The sequence below is a fragment of the Pseudoxanthomonas taiwanensis genome (genome assembly GCF_010093135.1).
Lineage (GTDB): Bacteria > Pseudomonadota > Gammaproteobacteria > Xanthomonadales > Xanthomonadaceae > Pseudoxanthomonas > Pseudoxanthomonas taiwanensis.
The window spans coordinates 1-18092 of the sequence record NZ_PDWK01000060.1; the positions used below are offsets into that span (position 1 = coordinate 1).

16 protein-coding genes are annotated in these 18092 nt (G+C 72.6%); 13 read left to right on the forward strand and 3 right to left on the reverse strand.

Annotation, left to right across the window (positions count from 1 at the left end; translation table 11 throughout):
• Positions 1-1798 (reverse strand): MFS transporter (locus CR938_RS11100; protein ID WP_246191061.1); only part of this gene is annotated, 1798 nt, incomplete at its 3' end.
• Between the two features lie 3 nt (positions 1799-1801).
• Positions 1802-2260 carry a MarR family winged helix-turn-helix transcriptional regulator gene (locus tag CR938_RS11105; RefSeq protein WP_162125075.1) on the reverse strand — a complete coding sequence of 153 codons (459 nt, stop codon included), beginning with the start codon at positions 2258-2260 and terminating at the stop codon, positions 1802-1804.
• Positions 2261-2345: 85 nt separating this feature from the next.
• Between CR938_RS11105 and ubiE the strand changes: the two genes are divergently transcribed.
• From ubiE to CR938_RS11130, 5 genes are all read left to right on the forward strand, one after another.
• Positions 2346-3107: a bifunctional demethylmenaquinone methyltransferase/2-methoxy-6-polyprenyl-1,4-benzoquinol methylase UbiE gene (ubiE, locus tag CR938_RS11110; RefSeq protein WP_162125076.1), complete on the forward strand. Its 762-nt coding sequence runs from the start codon at positions 2346-2348 to the stop codon at positions 3105-3107.
• Between the two features lie 164 nt (positions 3108-3271).
• Positions 3272-4075: an alpha/beta fold hydrolase gene (locus tag CR938_RS11115; RefSeq protein ID WP_162125077.1), complete on the forward strand. Its 804-nt coding sequence runs from the start codon at positions 3272-3274 to the stop codon at positions 4073-4075.
• Positions 4076-4185: 110 nt separating this feature from the next.
• A complete protein-coding gene (locus CR938_RS11120; RefSeq protein WP_162125078.1) occupies positions 4186-6117 on the forward strand; it encodes a M1 family metallopeptidase in 1932 nt (643 codons plus the stop codon).
• Between the two features lie 55 nt (positions 6118-6172).
• Positions 6173-6901, forward strand: coding sequence for a hypothetical protein (locus CR938_RS11125; RefSeq protein ID WP_162125079.1), 729 nt, complete (start codon positions 6173-6175; stop codon positions 6899-6901).
• Positions 6902-6910: 9 nt separating this feature from the next.
• A complete protein-coding gene (locus tag CR938_RS11130) occupies positions 6911-7171 on the forward strand; it encodes a hypothetical protein (protein ID WP_211365223.1) in 261 nt (86 codons plus the stop codon).
• Positions 7172-7183: 12 nt separating this feature from the next.
• Here the strand turns inward: CR938_RS11130 and CR938_RS11135 are convergent, their stop codons facing one another.
• Positions 7184-8119, reverse strand: coding sequence for a carbohydrate kinase family protein (locus tag CR938_RS11135; RefSeq protein WP_162125080.1), 936 nt, complete (start codon positions 8117-8119; stop codon positions 7184-7186).
• Between the two features lie 309 nt (positions 8120-8428).
• Here CR938_RS11135 and CR938_RS11140 point away from each other — a divergent pair, with 309 nt between their 5' ends.
• The 8 genes from CR938_RS11140 to CR938_RS11175 all read left to right on the forward strand — a co-directional run bounded on the left by CR938_RS11140 (position 8429) and on the right by CR938_RS11175 (position 17795).
• Entirely contained in the window at positions 8429-9475 is a 1047-nt protein-coding gene (locus CR938_RS11140; RefSeq protein ID WP_162125081.1) for a rod shape-determining protein, read from the forward strand.
• A gap of 206 nt (positions 9476-9681) precedes the next feature.
• Entirely contained in the window at positions 9682-10533 is an 852-nt protein-coding gene (gene mreC / locus CR938_RS11145; RefSeq protein WP_425502444.1) for a rod shape-determining protein MreC, read from the forward strand.
• Entirely contained in the window at positions 10530-11012 is a 483-nt protein-coding gene (mreD, locus tag CR938_RS11150) for a rod shape-determining protein MreD (protein WP_162125083.1), read from the forward strand. Before mreC ends, mreD begins: the two co-directional genes overlap by 4 nt.
• 4 nt (positions 11013-11016) lie before the next feature.
• Complete coding sequence (gene mrdA, locus CR938_RS11155; RefSeq protein WP_162125084.1) at positions 11017-13083, forward strand: penicillin-binding protein 2; 2067 nt, start codon at positions 11017-11019, stop codon at positions 13081-13083.
• Positions 13080-14225 carry a rod shape-determining protein RodA gene (gene rodA / locus CR938_RS11160; RefSeq protein ID WP_162125085.1) on the forward strand — a complete coding sequence of 382 codons (1146 nt, stop codon included), beginning with the start codon at positions 13080-13082 and terminating at the stop codon, positions 14223-14225. Before mrdA ends, rodA begins: the two co-directional genes overlap by 4 nt.
• Positions 14226-14279: 54 nt before the next feature.
• Entirely contained in the window at positions 14280-15416 is a 1137-nt protein-coding gene (gene mltB / locus CR938_RS11165) for a lytic murein transglycosylase B (RefSeq protein ID WP_162125086.1), read from the forward strand.
• Entirely contained in the window at positions 15413-16495 is a 1083-nt protein-coding gene (locus CR938_RS11170) for a septal ring lytic transglycosylase RlpA family protein (protein ID WP_162125087.1), read from the forward strand. The genes mltB and CR938_RS11170 overlap by 4 nt, the downstream gene beginning before the upstream one ends.
• 94 nt (positions 16496-16589) lie before the next feature.
• Positions 16590-17795 (forward strand): D-alanyl-D-alanine carboxypeptidase family protein, encoded by a 1206-nt coding sequence (locus tag CR938_RS11175; protein WP_162125088.1) that lies wholly within the window; start codon positions 16590-16592, stop codon positions 17793-17795.
• Positions 17796-18092: the final 297 nt, after the last annotated feature.

The window sequence follows — 18092 nt, forward strand, 5'->3', positions numbered from 1 at the left end:
CGCGCTGCCCCGCCCCCACCTCCGCGACCCGCCCGGGCCCGAGCGGCGGGCGCTGGGCGGTCTGGCCGGGCCCCCCCGGCGGGAGGCCGCGGTCCTGGCCTACAACGCCCTGTTCCTGTGCCTCGGCGCCCTGTCCCGGGCCACCTGGGGCTGGCTGCTGGCCGACCTGTCCCGGCGCCGGCGCACCCCGCCAGCCGCACCGCCGGCGCAGGTACAGGTCGGCCAGCAGCCAGCCCAGGGTGGCCAGGGACAGGACGCCGACGCACAGGAACAGGTCGTTGTAGGCCAGTACCGCGGCCTCGCGCCGGGTGGCCCGGGCCAGCATGCCCAGCGCCTGCAGCTGGCGCCCGGCCGGATCGAGGATGTCGTGCGCGTGCAGCGCGGCGTAGCCATGCAGGCGCGCGGCCACCTGCGGGTCCAGCAGGCCCAGGCCTTCGGCCAGGCGTGCGGCGTGCAGGCGCGTGCGCAGGGTCAGCAGGCTGCCGAGCACGGCGCTGCCGAGCAGGCTGCCCAGGCCCTGGGCCATGCCGAACACCACGATGAAGCCGATGAAGTTGCGCGGCTGGGCGAAGGCCTTGCCGATGCCGCCGAGCATGGCCGGGGCGATGAACAGGGTGCTGCCGCAGCCGATCAGGAACTGGCTCAGGTACAGCTGCGCCGGACGGGTGTGGCTGGTGGCGTGCGCGTCCATGAACGCGCCGGTGGCGATCAGCGCCACCGCCACGATCAGCTGCTGCGTGAAGTTGGACGGGGCCAGTGTGAGGGCGCTGGCGGCCATGCCGCACACGCAGCCCAGCACCACCGCCGCCGACAGGCCCTGCAGCTGGGCGTTGTCCAGGCCCAGCTGCTGGAACAGGGCCACCGCGCCGACGCTGTGCTCGGACAGGCAGACACGGATCAGCACGATGGACAGGGTCAGGCGCAGCAGGTCGCCGCTGGCCAGCCAGCGCAGGTTGAGCATCGGGTTGCGGCGGTGGTGCTCGACCAGCCCGGCCGCCACCAGCAGCGCCACCGCCGCGGCCAGCAGCACGCCCAGCCAGGCGGCCTCGGTCCACCACAGCACCGGGCCGAAGGCCAGGACCACGGCCAGGCAGCCGGTGCCGGCCGCGAAGCTGGCGATGGTGGCCAGGTCCAGCGGCTCGAACACGCGGTAGCGGTCGCTGGGTGGCAGCTTCACCGCCAGCACGCCGGCCAGGGCCAGCATGGCCAGGCCCAGCTCGAACAGGTACAGGCCACGCCATTCGCCCAGCTGCAGCAGCTCGGTGGAGAACAGCCGCGCCAGCGGCACCGGCAGCTGGGTCAGGCCCAGGGCGATGGCCAGGGCCTTCCTGCGGTGCTCGGCCGGGAAGGCCTGGATCATGTAGAACACGCCCAGGGTGTTGAGCGCGGTGGCGCACAGGCCGTGGGCGGCGCGCACCGCCACCGCCGAGCCCAGGTCGTTGACGTACAGGTGGGCCAGGGCGATGGCCGCGTACACGGCCAGGCAGATCTCGGTGAACACGCGCAGGCCGAACTGCTGGCGGAACTTCACCAGCACCAGGTTGGCCGACATGCTGGTCATGAAGAATGCCGCCGGCAGCCACTGCATCTCCCACGCGTAGGCGCCGAAGTGGCCCTGCAGGTACGGCAGGTTGGCCATGACCAGGGCATTGCCCAGGCCGCCGGTGACGGCCACCAGCACGCCCACCGCGGCGAACTGCAGCCGGCGCAGGGCCGGGTGGTGCGGCGTGGACGGCGAGCCGGGGAAGGCCGGCCGCTCGTGCGGCGCCCACTGGCGGGGGACGTAGCGCGGGTCCATCGCTCAGGCGCCGCCGCCCGCCCCCAGGTTGCGGCACAGCCGCTGCAGGTACTGGCGGAACTGCTCGGCCTCGGCGGCGCTGAAGTCGTCCATCGCCTCCTGCCGTGCCTGGGTGAGCACGCGCATGATCCGGCGCAACACCGGCCTGGCCTTGGGGGTCAGGTGCACGCGCTTGCTGCGGCGGTCGGCCGGATCCGGCCGGCGCTCGACCAGGCCGGCGGCCTCCAGCCGGTCCAGGTGGGCCACCAGCGACATGGGCTCGATGGACAGGGCCGCGGCCAGCTCGGTCTGGCGCACCGGGCCCAGGTGGTCGGCCACGGCCAGGGTGCGGGCCTCACCGGCGGTCATCTCCAGGTCGGCCGAGGCCAGGGCCTGTTCGAAGCGCTGGCGCAGCAGGCGCGCGGCGGTGACCAGCAGGAAGCCGAGGCCGTCGTCGGCGCGGATGGGGTCGGCAGGTTCCATGGGAGGCTTATTGTAAGCCTGCCTTATTAATGGGTCCCGACTTTCCGACGGGCGGCAGGGCGGCCCGAGGTGCCATAATCACGCCATGGACCACTCCCCCAACGACAACGGCACCACCCACTTCGGCTTCCGCCAGGTTCCCAAGGCCGAGAAGCAGAAGCTGGTCGGCCAGGTGTTCACCTCGGTCGCGCGCAAGTACGACCTGATGAACGACCTGATGAGCCTGGGCATCCACCGGGCCTGGAAGCGCTACTTCGTGGCCACCTGCCAGGTGAAGCCCGGCGACCGGGTGCTGGACCTGGCCGGCGGCACCGGCGACATCGCCGCACTGCTGCATCCGCGGGTGGGGCCGACCGGGCAGATCGTGCTGGGGGACATCAACGCCGGCATGCTGACCGTGGGCCGTGACCGGCTCACCGACCGCGGCCTGGTGGCCGGCCTGGAGTACGTGCAGTGCAACGCCGAGAAGCTGCCGTTCCCGGATGGCAGCTTCGACCTGGTGACCATCGCCTTCGGCCTGCGCAACGTCACCGACAAGGACGCGGCCCTGCGCGAGATGCAGCGCGTGGTGCGGGTGGGCGGCCAGGTGCGGGTGCTGGAGTTCTCCGAGGTCCGTGCCGGCTGGTTCCGCCCGGTCTACGACTTCCACTCGTTCAAGGTGCTGCCGAAGCTGGGCCAGCTGTTCGCCGGCGACGCGGCCAGCTACCAGTACCTGGCCGAGAGCATCCGCAAGCACCCGCCGCAGGAGGAGCTGAAGGCCATGATGGAAGCCGCCGGTCTGGCCCGCTGCGGCTACGTCAACCTCAGCGGCGGCATCGTCGCGGTGCATACCGGCTACAGGATCTGAGGCCGCGCGGCCGCCGCCGGCCGGCCGCGCCCCGGGCCGGGGCAGGGCTTCCGGCCCATGCCCCCGGGCCCGGCTGGCGACGATCCTCCTCCCGTTGACGGAAGCCGCGCCCTGCCGGGCGCACGGTCGCACCGGGGCGCAGCCGCAAAGGGGAGGAGAAGGTTGTGTACCGGTATCTGCACGTCGGTTCCGTCCGTCTGGCCTGGAAGGACTTCGGTGGCGAGGGCCCGGCCGTGCTGCGGCTGCACGGACTGTTCGGGCGGGCCACCACCTGGGAAGGCACCGCGGCCTGGCTGCGACCGCATTTCCGCGTGGTCGGCCTGGACCAGCGCGGTCACGGGCTGAGCGACAAGCCGGACGGCGCCTACAGCCGCGACGACTACGTCGACGACGCCGTCGCCGTGATCGAGGCCTTGCGGTTGCAGCCAGCCATCGTGATCGGCCATTCCATGGGGGCGCTGAACGCCTGGGTGCTGGCGGCGCGACGGCCTGACCTGGTGCGCGCGCTGGTGCTGGAGGACATGACCGCGGCCACGGCCCGGCCCGATCCGGGCGCCTGGGTGCGGGACTGGCTGTCGGACTGGCCGCTGCCCTTCTCGTCCATGGCGCACATGCGCGCCTATTTCGGCCAGCCGGCCCTGGCCGACTACTTCAGCGAGGTCATGGCCGAGGACGAGACCGGCTACCATCCGCGCTTCCGCATCGAACACATGGTCGAAGCGTCCGTGCAGATCGAGTCGCGCGACCACTGGGAGGAGCTCGACCAGGTGCGTTGCCCGACCCTGGTGGTGCGTGGTGCCGAGAGCGAATACCGGCGCGAGGACCTGCAGGCCATGGCCGCCCGCATTCCCGGCGGGCGCTTCGTGGAGGTCCCGCAGGCCGGCCACGTGGTGCACTACGACCAGCCGGTGGCCTGGGGCGTGGCGGTCGAGCCCTTCCTGCTGGAGGTGAAGGCCGGGCGGCCGTAGGGCGGCGGTGCTGTGCCGCCGTTGCCGCGCACGGTTGCCGGGCTTGCGGCACGGTCCGCGCGCGGGGGAGGGCGGTTACACTTCACGCACTCCGATCACCGGGTGTGTCCATGCGTCTTCCCGTACTGCTCCTTTCCCTGGCCATGATCGCCACCACCAGCGGCTGTTCCGGCGACTCCGCCGGCCCGGCCGAGCCCCAGCCCGCCGCGTCCGGGCCGGCGCCGGCCGCGCCGGCCTCCGCGCGCCGCCACGACGAAAGCTCCTATGCCGAGCCGCACAAGGTCCGGATCACCGACCTGGCCTTGGACCTGAAGCTGGATTTCGATGCCCGCCAGCTGTCGGGCACCGCCACCTATACCCTGGAGTGGATCGATCCGCAGGCCACCGAGCTGCTGCTGGACACCCGCGACCTGGCCATCGAGAAGGTCGAGGGCGAGGCCGACGGCGCATGGTCGCCGCTGGAGTTCGCCCTGGCCGACGCCGACCCGGTGTTCGGCAGCAGGCTGGCCATCCAGGCGCCGCAGCGCAACGCGCGGATCCGCGTCACCTACGCCACCTCGCCGCAGGCCTCCGGTCTGCAGTGGCTGGAGCCGTCCATGACCGAGGGCGGCAAGCTGCCCTTCATGTTCAGCCAGTCGCAGGCCATCCACGCCCGCAGCTGGGTGCCGCTGCAGGACACCCCGGGCGTGCGCTTCACCTACAGCGCGCACGTGACCACGCGTCCGGACGTGATGGTGCTGATGAGCGCCGACAACGATCCGGACGCCGAGCGTGACGGCGACTACACCTTCAGCATGCCGCAGCCGATCCCGTCGTACCTGCTGGCCATCGCCGCGGGCGACCTGGTGTTCAAGCCGATCTCCCCGCGCAGCGGCGTGTGGGCCGAGCCGACCATGGTCGACCGTGCCGTGGCCGAGTTCGAGGACACCGAGAAGATGATCGCCACCACCGAGGCCCTGTACGGGCCGTACCGGTGGGAGCGCTACGACATGCTGGTCCTGCCGCCGTCGTTCCCGTTCGGCGGCATGGAGAACCCGCGCCTGAGCTTCATCACCCCGACCGTGATCGTGGGCGACAAGTCGCTGGTCTCGCTGATCGCCCACGAGCTGGCGCACAGCTGGTCCGGCAACCTGGTCACCAGCGCCAGCTGGAAGGACATCTGGCTCAACGAGGGCTTCACCACCTACGTCCAGGGCCGCATCGTCGAGGCCCTGTACGGCCACGAGCTGGCCGAGATGGAGCGCCAGATCGACCAGGCCGGGGTCAAGGCCGACATGGCCAGGATGGCCGAACACGACCAGCTGCTGGTGCTGCCGCCGCTGGGCACGCGCGACCCGGACGAGGCACTGAGCGAGGTGGCCTACACCAAGGGCGCCTGGTTCCTGCAGTTCCTGGAGCAGCGCTTCGGCCGCGAGGTGTTCGACCCGTTCCTGCGCGCCTGGTTCGACGACCACGCCTTCCAGAGCGCCGACAGCGACCAGTTCGTCGCCTATCTGCGCGCCAACCTGCTGGCGAAGAACCCCAACGCGGTGACCGAGGAGGAGCTGGACGCCTGGCTGAACCGGCCCGGCATCCCGGCCGTGGCCCCGCCGGCGCGCTCGCGCACCTTCGCCAACGTGGACACCGCGCGCATCGCCTGGGGCGGCAGTGGCCAGCTGCCCAACCCGCAGGTGACCCACGAGTGGGGCACCCAGGCCTGGGTCCACTTCATCGAGGGCCTGGGCGAGAAGGCCAGGCCGGAGCAGCTGGCGCAGCTGGATGCGGCCTACCACTTCACCGGCACCGCCAACGGCGAGATCGCCATGCGCTGGTACCCGCTGGCCATCCGCAGCGGCTACAAGGAGGCCCTGCCGGCCGCCGGCGAGTTCATCCAGCGCGTGGGCCGGCGCAAGCTGATCATCCCGATCTACGAGGAGCTGGTGAAGACGCCCGAGGGCCTGGCCTTCGCCCGCGAGGTGTTCGAGCGTGCCCGCCCGGGCTACCACCCGATCACCACGGCCACGGTGCAGGCCCTGCTGGACAAGGCCGCCCAGGCCCGGTGACGCCCACCGGCGCCGGCGGCCATCCCACCGGCGCCTTCCCGCACGAGGACAGCCCATGGCGAACAAGCCCGCACTGACCTGCCTGGCCCTGGCCGCGCTGCTGGCCACGGCCGGCTGCACCGACCGCGAGGCCCAGCGCCAGGCCCAGGCCGAGGCGGAGGCGCGCGACCGCGAGCGGGCGGCCGCACGCCTGCAGCAGGACTACGAGCGCGCGGTGACCGCGGGCAACTGGGAGCTGGCCCGCGTGCATGGCGCGGCGCTGCTGGCCCAGTATCCCGGCACCCCGGCCGCGGCCGCGGTCGAGCCGGGCCTGGCCGAGGTCCCCGCCAGGGCCGAGGCCGCGCGCGAGCAGCGCCGCCTGGCCGCGCTGTGGAGCTATGCCCGGGTGCCTGCCGGCAACGGCGAGCAGCGCACCGCCTCCATCCTCAGCCGGGAGCCGGTGGACACCGGCGGCGGCGCGCCGGCGCCGGTGCAGCTGGTGATCCGCGACCACCCGGAGTGGAAGCGCAGCGCCTACCTGGTGCTGCAGGGCGGCGACTTCGACTGCTACGGCGGCTGCCGCCTGGCGGTGAAATTCGACGACGCCGGCGCGAGCATGGCGGCGTGGCGGCCGAAGACGGACGAGGCCATCGCCCTGTTCATCGAGGACCACCGTGGCCTGTGGCGGAAGATGCGCCAGGCGCAGCGCCTGGAGGTCCAGTTCCCGGTGAAGGCCGGCGGCACACGCACCGCGGTGTTCGAGGTCGGCGGCCTGGACGGCGGGCAGATGCCCGGCTGGGACTGAGGAGGCCGGGTGTTGAACCTGGACTACGTGCTGGTCGCGGTGGTGAGCCTGCTGGCGGTCGCCCTGCACGTGGTGCTGTACGTGCTGGTGCGGCGCTGGATGGACCGCGACCTGGCGCTGTCCTTCGCCGGCGGGGACCCGGCGCGGCGGCAGTGGATGCTGGCGCAGCTGGCGCGGGCGCGCCGCGAGGGCGTGCGCCGCCGCGACCTGCCGGCCTGGCTGGAGCAGGCGGCCCGGTGCATGCCGCAGGAGCCGGACCCGGCGCCGTAGCCGCCGCGCCCGCTACTCGAGCGAGTAGCCGAACTGCTGGCGGAATTCCTCGTTGAACTGGGCGAAGTCGAAGCGCTGGTTCTGCGTGCCCGGATACTCGACCTTGAGTGCGCCCATCAGGTTGCCGATGCGGCCGATGGTCAGCCAGTCGTAGCCCTTCTGGATGCCGAAGATCAGACCGGCGCGGAAGGCGTCGCCGCAGCCGGTCGGGTCCACCACGCGGCGCTCGTGCGCCGGCGGCACCTCGTAGGTCTTCTTCGGGGTGTGCAGCAGCGCGCCGCGCGGGCCGCGGGTGGTGACGTACGCCTTGACCCGCTGCACGATCTCGCGCTCGGTCCAGCCGGTGCGTTCCTGCAGCAGGTTGGATTCGTAGTCGTTGACCGTGACGTAGTCGGCCAGCTCGATGAAGTCGCGCAGCTCTTGGCCGTTGAACAGCGGCATGGCCTGGCCGGGGTCGAAGATGAAGGGAATGCCGGCCTCGGCGAACTCGCGCGCGTTCTGCAGCATGCCCTCGCGCCCGTCCGGGCTGACGATGCCGAAGGTCACCCCGGGCACGTCGCGCACGTGGTTCTCGTGGCTGCGCATCATCGCGCCAGGGTGGAAGGCGGTGATCTGGTTGTTGTCCAGGTCGGTGGTGATGAACGCCTGCGGGGTGAACATGTCGTCCACCACCTTCACCTGGTCCAGGCGGATGCCGAGGCTGGTGAACCAGTCACGGTAGGGACCGAAGTCCTGGCCGACCGTGGCCATGGGCACCGGATCGCCGCCCAGCAGCTTGAGGTTGTAGGCGATGTTGCCGGCGCAGCCGCCGAACTCCCGCCGCATCCGCGGGACCAGGAAGGAGAGGTTCAGGATGTGGACCTTGTCCGGGAGGATGTGGTTCTTGAACTGGTCCGGAAACACCATGATGGTGTCGTAGGCAAGCGAACCACAGATCAGGGTGGTCATCGATCGGTACTCGGGGCCCCTGTGGGGGCAGGTGGCGGCAGGGCGGCGTGTCGGCGCCTTCGGCGCTGCGGCGCAAAGGTTACCGGCTGCGCCCCCGCGCGGCCAGTCCGCGCCCGGCCGGCCGGCCCGCGTCCGCCCCGCCGCGGCGCGTGAAAATCCCCGATTTGCCACGGATTTTCCTTGCCCGGCCGGGGTCGCGTTGCTAGGCTAGGCCGCCCGTTCCGCTGTCCAATTTTTCGCCACCGGCGCCCCTCGCACCGCGCGTCCCGGCCGCCTGTCGGCGCCCACCAGCCCAGGATCGCCCCCTCGATGTTCAAGAAGCTTCGCGGCATGTTCTCCAACGACCTGTCCATCGATCTGGGCACGGCCAACACTCTGATCTACGTCCGCGGGCAGGGCATCGTGCTGAACGAGCCGTCGGTGGTGGCGGTGCGCCAGGACCGCACCATCGGCGGCACCCGCTCGGTGGCGGCGGTGGGCGCCGAGGCCAAGCAGATGCTGGGCCGCACCCCCGGCAACATCACCACCATCCGGCCGCTGAAGGACGGCGTGATCGCCGACTTCACCTACACCGAGGCCATGCTCAAGCACTTCATCAAGAAGGTGCACAAGTCGCGCTTCCTGCGCCCCAGCCCGCGCGTGCTGGTGTGCGTGCCGGCCGGCTCGACCCAGGTCGAGCGCCGCGCGATCCGCGAGTCGGCCGAGGAGGCCGGCGCCCGCGACGTGTACCTGATCGAGGAGCCGATGGCCGCGGCCATCGGCGCCGGCATGCCGGTGTCCGAGGCGCGCGGCTCGATGGTGATCGACATCGGCGGCGGCACCACCGAGGTGGCGGTCATCTCACTGAACGGCATCGTCTATTCGGCCTCGGTGCGCATCGGCGGCGACCGCTTCGACGAGGCGATCACCAACTACGTGCGCCGCAACCACGGCATGCTGATCGGCGAGGTCACCGCCGAGCGGATCAAGATGGAGCTGGGCTGCGCCTATCCGCAGCCGGAGCCCAAGGAGATGGAGATCACCGGCCGCAACCTCGCCGAGGGTGTGCCTAAGATGATCAGGATCAACTCCAACGAGGTGCTCGAGGCGCTGCACGAGCCGCTGTCGGGCATCGTCTCGGCGGTCAAGCTGGCGCTGGAGCAGACCCCGCCGGAGCTGGGCGCGGATGTGGCCGAGCGCGGCATCGTCCTGACCGGCGGCGGCGCCCTGCTGCGCGACCTGGACCGCCTGATCAGCGAGGAGACCGGCCTGCACGTGCAGGTGGCCGACGACCCGCTGACCTGCGTGGCCCGCGGCGGCGGCCGCGCGCTGGAGCTGGTCGACATGCACGGCAACGAGTTCTTCGCCCCGGACTGAGCCCCGTGCCCGCCGGGCGGCGCGCCCGCGGGTGCCGGCAGGGTCGCCAGGCCGTCATGCCGTCGCCATACTGGGCCCTTCGCGCCGCTCCCGACTGATCGCCGTCCGTGTCGACCTACGCCGGTCCTCCCTCCGTTGCGCGCCCCGGCGAAACCGCCGGCACCCTGCGCCTGCTGGCGTACCTGGCCCTGTCCATCGTCCTGCTGGTGCTGGACCACCGCGGCGGCTGGCTGGTGCAGGCGCGCGAGGTGGGCAACACCCTGGTACAGCCGATCTGGCAGCTGGCCAGCCTGCCCGGGCGCGTGGCCGCGGCGCTGAAGGANGGGCTGGCCACCCGCCAGGCCCTGCTGGAGGAGAACCGCCGGCTGCGCAACGAGCTGCTGGTGGCCAACGCGCGCCTGACCCGGCTGCGCAACGCCGCCTTGGACAACGCCCAGCTGCGCGACCTGCTCGGCGCGGCCGAGAGCCGCGGCCTGGACGTGCAGCTGGCGCCGATCCTGGACATCGACCTGGGCCCCTCGCGGCAGCGTCTGGTGCTGGGCGCCGGCAGCCGCCAGGGCGTGCAGCGCGGCCAGGCGGTGATCGACGCCGGCGGCCTGCTCGGCCAGGTGGTCGGCGTCACCCCGGCCACCTCCACCGTGCTGCTGCTGACCGACCCCGACCACGCGGTGCCGGTGATGGTGGCGCGCAACGGCGTGCGCCTGATCGTGTACGGCCGCGGCGACCGCCTGGAGCTGCGCGACGTGCCGCTCAACCGCGACGTGCGCGCCGGCGACCTGCTGGTCACCTCCGGCCTGGGCGGCACCTTCCCCTCCGGCTTCCCGGTGGCCACCATCGACCGCCTGCGCCCGGACGAGAGTCAGGCCTTCCTGGTCGGCGAGCTGACCCCGGCCGCGCACCTGGACCGCGGCCGCGACGTGCTGCTGCTGCGCCCGGGGGCCGAGCTGCGCCCGGCATCACCGCCCGGCGGGGCGGACGCGGCGGAACGGGATGGGCCGGCCGTGGCTCCGCCGTCGCAGGCGCCACCGGCCGGCGGCCGGACGGAGGTGCGCCGATGAGCCGCATGCGCGACGGCGGCTGGGTGCTGCCGGCCAGCCTGGCCGTGGCCCTGCTGCTGGGCCTGCTGCCGCTGCATCCGCTGCTGCAGCCGCTGCGCCCGTACTGGGTGGCGCTGGTGCTGGGCTACTGGGTGTTGGAGACCCCCGAGCGCGCCGGCCTGGGCCTGGCCTTCGGCGCCGGCCTGGCCGCGGACCTGGTCTACGGGGAACTGCTGGGCGAGCAGGCCCTGCGCCTGGTGATCCTGGTCTTCATCCTGCAGCGCTTCCGCGCGCGCCTGCGCTTCTTCCCGCTGTGGCAGCAGGCACTGGCCATCGGCGCGCTGCTGCTCAACGACCGCGTCGTGGAGGCGGCGCTGCACCTGGCCGCGGGCGAGCCGGTGCTGCCCTGGCGCTACGCCTGGGCGCCGCTGGTGGGCATGCTGTTGTGGCCGCCGCTGTTCCTGCTGCTGGACGCGCTGCGGCTGGCACGTCGCGACTGACGCCATGGGCCGACCGCTGAAGAACCCGCACGCCGAAGCCGAGCAGTTCCGCCGCCGTGCGGTGCTGGCCTTCCTGGCCGTGGCCCTCTCCCTGGCCGGACTGGCGGCCTGGTACTTCAAGCTGCAGGTGCTGGACCACGCCGCCTACGCCACCCGCTCGGAAGCCAACCGCATCCGCCCGCGCCCGGTGATCCCGGCGCGCGGCATGATCTACGACCGCCAGGGACGCCTGCTGGCCGAGAACCTGCCGGCCTTCCGCCTGGAGGTGGTGCCGGACAAGGCCGGCGACACCGAGAAGCTGCTGGAGGAGCTGGGCCAGCTGATCCCGCTGAGCGAGGAAGAGCGCGAGCGCTTCCGCCGCGAGCGCCGCGCCAGCCCGGGCTTCCGCCCGATCCCGCTCAAGCTGCGCCTGAGCGACGAGGAGATGGCCGCCTTCGCGGTCAACCGCTGGCGCTTCCCGGGCGTGGAGCTGCAACCCTACCTGACCCGCCACTATCCCTACGGCGAGCTGTTCGCCCACGTCATCGGCTACGTCGGCCGCATCGACGAGAAGGACCTGGAGGAGCTGGGCGAGGCCGGTTCGGTCCTGACCCACATCGGCAAGACCGGCATCGAGCGCGCCTACGAGGACATCCTGCGCGGCAGGATCGGCTACGAGCAGATCGAGACCAACGTGCAGGGGCGGGCGCTGCGCACCGTGGGCCGGGTGCCGGCGCGGCCGGGCGCGGACCTGCGCCTGTCCATCGACGCCGAGCTGCAGCGCGCCGCGGTGGCCGCCTTCGGCGACCTGGAGGGCACGGCGGTGGCCATGGACCCGCGCACCGGCGAGATCCTGGCACTGGTGAGCCTGCCGTCGTACGACCCCAACCTGTTCGTCAACGGCATCTCCCACGCCGACTACCGCGCGCTGCAGGACAACCCCTCGCGGCCGCAGTACAACCGCGCCGTGCTCGGCGGCGTGGCGCCCGGCTCCACGCTCAAGCCGTTCCTGGCCCTGGCCGGCCTGGACAGCGGTGTGCGCCGGCCGGAGGACCGCACCCTGTCCACCGGCATGTTCTACCTGCCCGGCACCTCACGCGGCTGGGGCGACTCGCACCGCGGCGGCCACGGCTGGACCGACGTGCGCAAGTCCATCGCCGAGTCGGTCAACACGTACTACTACCAGCTGGCCCTGGACATGGGCATCGCCCGCATCGAGGAGTACCTGGTGCGCTACGGCTTCGGCCAGCCCACCGGCATCGACCTGGTGGGCGAGAGCAGCGGCATCCTGCCCACCCCGGCCTGGAAGATGAAGCAGCGCAGGGAGCGCTGGTACCCCGGCGACACGGTCAACATCTCCATCGGCCAGGGCGACTGGAAGGTGACCCCGCTGCAGATGGTGCGCGGCACCGCCGCGCTGGCCGACGGCGGCCGCCTGCGCCGCCCGCACCTGGTGCAGGCGCGGCGCGACGGCTTCGACGCACCGTGGGTGCCATTGCCGCAGCCGGAGCCGGCGCTGATCAGCGACCGCCCCGAGCACCTGCAGGTGGTGCGCGAGGGCATGGTCGCCACCGTGCACGGTCCGGGCGGCACCGCGCGCGCCATCGGCGTGAACGCGCCCTACCTGATCGCCGGCAAGACCGGCACCGCGCAGGTGGTCAGCCGCCGCGGCAGCGGCGCGGTGGACCCGCGCAGCCTGCCCATGCACCTGCGCCACCGCGCGCTGTTCATCGGCTACGCGCCGGCGGACGATCCGCAGATCGCGGTGGCGGTGGCGGTGGAAGGGGGCGGCTACGGCGGCAGCACCGCCGCGCCGATCGCCCGCAAGATCTTCGACGCCTGGCTGCTGGGCAAGCTGCCCGAAGGGCTGGAGCCGCTGGATGACAGCTGCCCGGCCGGTGCGGCGGACTGTCCGCCGCCGGGCGCGGGCGGCGGTGCAGGGGCCGGCGGCGGGCCTGCCGCGGCGGCGGCCATGCCGTCCATGCCCGCGTCCGCGGCACCGCAGGCGCCCGCGGCCGAGGCGCCCGTGCAGGCGCCGTCCGCGGCGCACGACCCGGCCGGAGGCGGGGAGGGCCAGGAGGCGCCGCCATGAGGGATTTCCTGCGCTGGCTGCTGGACCTGTGGCAGCGCTCCACCCGCACCCTGGACTGGCCGCTGTGCGCGGCGCTGGCCGCGCTGATGGGCTTCGGCCTGGCGGTGCTGTACAGCGCCGGCGGCCCCACCGGAGGCGCGGCCCTGGTCAAGGCGCAAGGTGCGCGCTTCGTGGTCGGCCTGGTGGCGATGTGGGCGCTGTCGCGGATCCCGGTGCCGCGCCTGCGTGGCTGGTCGCCGCTGGTGTACGTGCTCTCGCTGCTGCCGCTGCTGGCGGTGCTGGTGGTGGGCACCGGCCGGCACGGCCGGCACTGGCTGAACCTGGGCGTGTTCTACCTGCAGCCCTCGGAGCTGCTGAAGATCACCCTGCCGATGATGGTGGCCTGGTACCTGCACCACCGGCCGCTGCCACCGCGCCTGGGCACGGTGCTGGGCACGGCGGTGCTGGTGGCCGGGCCCACCCGGCTGATCCTGCTGCAGCCCGATTTCGGCACGGCCCTGCTGATCGCCGCCAGCGGGGGCTTCGCCCTGGTCCTGGCCGGGCTGCCGTGGTGGTGGATCATCAGCGCCGGCGGCGCCGGCGCGCTGCTGGCCGGGCTGGCGCTGTTCGCGCCGATCGAGTGGTTCGGCCTGGTGCTGCGCCCGTACCAGCTGGACCGCATCCGCACCTTCCGCGATCCGGAGAACGATCCGCTGGGCGCGGGCTGGAACATCATCCAGTCCAAGATCGCCATCGGTTCCGGCGGCCTGACCGGCAAGGGCTGGGGCGAGGGCAGCCAGTCGCACCTGAACTTCATCCCCGAGCAGACCACCGACTTCATCTTCGCGGTGCTCAGCGAGGAGTTCGGCTGGATCGGCGTGGCCACGGTGCTGGCGCTGTACCTGTTCGTGATCGGGCGCTGCCTGTGGATCGCGATGGAGGCGCGCGACACCTACTCGCGCCTGCTGGCAGGGGCGCTGGGCCTGGCCTTCTTCGTCTACGTGCTGGTCAACGGCAGCATGATCGCCGGCCTGCTGCCGGTGGTCGGCGTGCCGATGCCGCTGCTCAGCTACGGCGGCACCTCGGCGGTGTCGCTGCTGGCCGGCCTGGGCCTAGTGATGGCGGTGCGCAGCCACCGGCCGGTGCATGGCGGCTACCACTGAACGGCGCGGCGGCGCGGTAACGGGCCGCCGCGGGTGCGTGCTAATCTGCCGGCGATGACCGACAAGCCCCTGCTGATCTGCCTGCTCGTCCTGGGCCTCCTGGGTTGCGTGCCGAAGGAGGGCCTGGTGTCCCCGGCGTCGGCGGAGGCCGACGGCGCCGCGGCCGCCGACGCGGCCACGCCCCTGGGTGCGGCCCCGGAAACCCCGGCCACGGAGCCGCTGGACCTGACTCCCGTGCCGTTCGAGGTGGCGCGCGCGCGCTTCGTTCAGGAGACCTCGGCACGCTACGGCATGCCCGCCGCGGAGATCGAGGCCGTGCTGGCCCGGGCGAAGTTCCTGGACAGCGTGGTGGCGGCGATGTCGCGTCCGGCCGAGCGGGTCAAGCCCTGGCACGAGTACCGGCCCATGTTCATCACCCCGGCGCGGGTGCAGCAGGGCCGCCAGTTCCTGGCCCGGCACCGTGAAAAGCTGGCGAAGGTGGAGGCCGAGACCGGCGTGCCGGCCGAGCTGATCGTGGCCATCATCGGCGTGGAGACCAGCTACGGCGCCAACACCGGCCGCTACCAGGTGCTGGATGCGCTGTACACCCTGGCCTTCCGCTATCCGCGCAGCGGCGATCCGGCCAAGGCCCAGTACGAGGCCCGCCGCGAGCGTTTCTTCCGCGACGAGCTGGCCCAGCTGTTCGCCCTGGCCCGCGAGGAGCGCCTGGACATCACCGCGCTCAAGGGCAGCTACGCCGGAGCGATGGGCATGGGCCAGTTCATGCCCTCCAGCTACCGCGAGTACGCAGTGGACGGCGACGGCGACGGGCGCCGCGACCTGTTCGGCAGCCTTGACGACGTGTTCGCCTCCATCGCCAACTACTTCGTGAAGAAGGGCGGCTGGGAGCGCGGCGGCCCGGTGGTGGTGCCGGCGGCGCTGGCGCCCGGGCACGAGCCGCTGGACCCGGTGGACTGGACCCCCAACCACACGCTTGCATCGCTGGCCGCACAGGGGTACACCCCGCTGGAGCCGGTGCCCGCGGACGCCACGGCCACGCCGTTCACCCTGCAGGGCAGCAATGGCCCGCAGCACTGGCTGGGCTTCCGCAACTACTACGCGATCACCCGCTACAACATCTCGCGGATGTACGCCATGGCGGTCTACCAGCTGTCCCAGGCCATCGCCGGACGGGAGCTGCCGCCGGCATGAAGCGGTGGCTGGCCGCGTTCGCGTTGCTGGCGCTGGCCGCCTGCAGCAGCGCGCCGAAGAAGCCGCACGCGGCCGGCAAGCCGGGCGCGTCCCACCACCGGCCGGCCGGGGCCACCCCCGGCATCCCCGACGACTGCCCGCCCTACACCCCCGCGCAGGAGGACCCGTCCACGCGCGGGGCCTACCCCCCCGGCGGCCTGTACAAGCCCGGCGTCCCCGCCCGCCGACCGGACCACGTGCCGCGCGTGGAGTGCATCCCCGAGCCGGTGGTCCCCGACGAGCCGCGCTCGCCGGTGGGCAACCGCTCGCCCTACACCGTGCTCGGCAAGGTCTACCACGTCCTCGACCGGCCCGACGGCTACGTCGAGCAGGGCATCGCCTCCTACTACGGCACCAAGTTCCACGGCCGCCGCACCTCCAACCAGGAGGTGTACGACATGTACGCCTTCACCGCCGCGCACAAGACCCTGCCGCTGCCCAGCTTCGCCCGGGTGACCAACCTGGAGAACGGCAGGTCGGTGGTGGTGCGGGTGAACGACCGCGGGCCGTTTCATGACGGCCGGGTGATCGACCTCAGCTACGCCGCGGCGGTGAAGCTGGGGATGGTGGACCGCGGCACCGCCCGGGTCGAGGTGCGCGCGCTGACCCCGCGCGACGTGGACAAGGCCCCGCGCCAGGCCGCGCGCGCGCCGGAGCCGGCCACCACCGCGCCGGCCACCCCGGCCACGCCGATGGACCAGCTGGTGCAGACGCTGCCGCCCACGCCGGCGCCGGCCGCCGCTCCCGCGGCGCCCGCGGCCACCCCGGCGGCCTCCACTTCCGCCACGCCCGCCACGGCGGCGACCGCCGGCGGCGGGGTGCTGCTGCAGGTGGCCAGTTTCAGCCAGGCCGACAACGCCCGCCGCGCGCTGGAGCGCCTGCTGGCCGCCGGCATCGCCGGCGCACGCCTGGACGGCGTGCAGTCCGGCGGGCGCACCCTGTGGCGCCTGCGCGTGCCGACCAGCGGCGCCGAGGCCGCGGAACTTGCGGCCCGCATCAGCAGTCTCGGGTTCGGGACGCCGCAGCCGGTGCGCGAGTGAACCGGCCGCCCGTCCGCACGCCGATACAATCGGCCGCTTCGTGTTTCCGTTCTTCCGCCCGGCGCAGGCCGGGCCCGCAGGAGTTCCCAGCCGCATGAAATTCCGTCTCGCCGCCACCGCCCTGGCCACCTTCGCGTTCGGCCTGGCGTCCGCCCAGGCGCCCGCGCCGTCCTCGCCGCAGCCCGCGGCTCCGCCCCCCCAGGCGCGGGTGGAGACCCCCGCCGCGCCCAGGCCCGCCGTGGCCACCGCCTGGCTGGTGATGGACTACGCCACCGGCCAGATCCTGGCCGGCGAGAACATCGACGAGCGGGTCGAGCCGGCCAGCATCACCAAGGTGATGACCTCCTACGTCATCGCCGCGGAGATGGCCGCCGGCCGGGTCAAGCCCGACGACCAGGTGCTGATGAGCGAGCGCGCCTGGCGCGAGGGCGGCGCTCGCACCGACGGCAGCTTCAGCGGCTTCCCGGTCAACCAGCGCGCCCCGCTGCGCGACATGGAGATCGGCATGGCGGTGCAGTCGGGCAACGACGCGGCCATCGCCCTGGCCGAGCACGTGGCCGGCAGCCAGGAGGCCTTCGCCGAGCTGATGAACAGCTACGCGGCGAAGATCGGCATGAAGAACACCCACTTCGTCAACGCCCATGGCCTGTCGGCGCCGGACCACTACAGCACCGCGCGCGACCTGGCGCTGCTGGGCCGGGCGCTGATCCGCGACTTCCCCGAGGCGTACGCCTACAACAAGATCAAGGAGTTCACGGTCAACGGCATCACCCAGCCCAACCGCAACCTGCTGCTGTGGCGCGACCCGAGCGTGGACGGCATCAAGACTGGCCACCATTCCAGGGCCGGCTACTGCCTGCTCAGCTCCGCTCAACGCGGCGACCAGCGCCTGATCGCGGTGGTGATGGGCTCCAGCTCCGAGCGGCAGCGCGCCGACGACAGCCTGGCGCTGCTGAACTGGGGCTTCCGCTTTTTCGAGACCCACCGCCTGTACGAGCCGGGCAACCCCGTGGCGAAGCTGAAGGTGTGGAAGGGTCAGGCCGACGAGGTGCAGCTGGGCGTGGGCGAGCCGCTGCTGGTGACCGTGCCCCGCGGCCGCTACGGCGACCTCAAGCCGGCGATGGAAGTGCCCAAGTCGCTGGTGGCGCCGATCTCCGCCGGGCAGCGTATCGGCACCGTGAAGGTGTCGCTGGACGGCAAGGCGCTGGCCGAGGCCCCGCTGGTGGCCACCGCGGCGGTGGAGGAGGGCGGCTTCTTCAAGCGCCTGTGGGACGCATTCTGGATGTGGTGGGAGTCCTGACGGACTCTTCGGCCGCTCGAAGTTCCTCCGGCAGCCGGCCCCAGGGCCGGCTGCCGCCGTTGTGGGAGGCGGAAAGTCCGCGGGCTTGCGCCCGACGGCGGCGGCGTTGTTCATGCTGATGAAGGATTCGTTAGACCTGGTCGATTGCGGCCGTGACAGGGCCGACTTAGGGAAGGTCTGAACAACCCGCTCTGCCGCCCGGATTGCGGCATCGTGGCGCCGGCCTGGCGTCGCTTTCGAGCCGGATTTCGCCCGTGCAGGGCGGTTTTTGGCGGGTTTCCCCGCCTTACGGACGCA